The sequence below is a fragment of the Catenibacterium sp. CAG:290 genome, assembly GCF_000437715.1.
In the GTDB taxonomy this organism is placed as follows: Bacteria; Bacillota_I; Bacilli_A; order Erysipelotrichales; family Coprobacillaceae; genus Catenibacterium; species Catenibacterium mitsuoka_A.
Genome location: NZ_FR898873.1, coordinates 1 through 506, shown reverse-complemented (window position 1 = coordinate 506; position 506 = coordinate 1). Strand labels below are relative to the sequence as shown.

The window sequence follows — 506 nt, the reverse complement described above, 5'->3', positions numbered from 1 at the left end:
TTTAATAGGATAGGTTTCTTAACTCTTGCACCTACTTCCTTAAGTAAAGTGAAGTTCTGCATATTTCTAGCACCAATCTGAACTAAGTCTACCTTTTCATTGAATTCATCAATATCATCAGCACTCATAAGTTCTGATACGATTGGTAAACCTGTTTCTTTCTTAGCAGCTACTAAGTAATCTAAACCAGTAGAACCTAATCCCTGGAATGCATATGGAGATGTTCTAGGTTTAAATGCTCCACCTCTAAGCATATTAGCTCCAGCTGCTTTTACTTCCTTCGCAATCGCAATAACCTGTTCTTCTGATTCTACAGAACAAGGACCAGCAATAAGAGCCATATGGCCTCCACCTACTTTAACACCATCTACATCCACAATAGTATCTTCAGGATGGAATGCACGGTTAGCTAATTTATAAGGCTGTTCAACTCTCATTACTTTTTCTACAGAAGGTGAAACCTCAATATCTCTAGGATCTACTTTAGTAGTATCACCAATTACACC

General features: G+C 37.7%; 1 pseudogene. It reads right to left on the bottom strand.

From position 1 onward, the window contains the following. Positions 1-506: pseudogene (locus tag QVO42_RS10380) on the bottom strand (3-deoxy-7-phosphoheptulonate synthase); the annotation flags it as partial.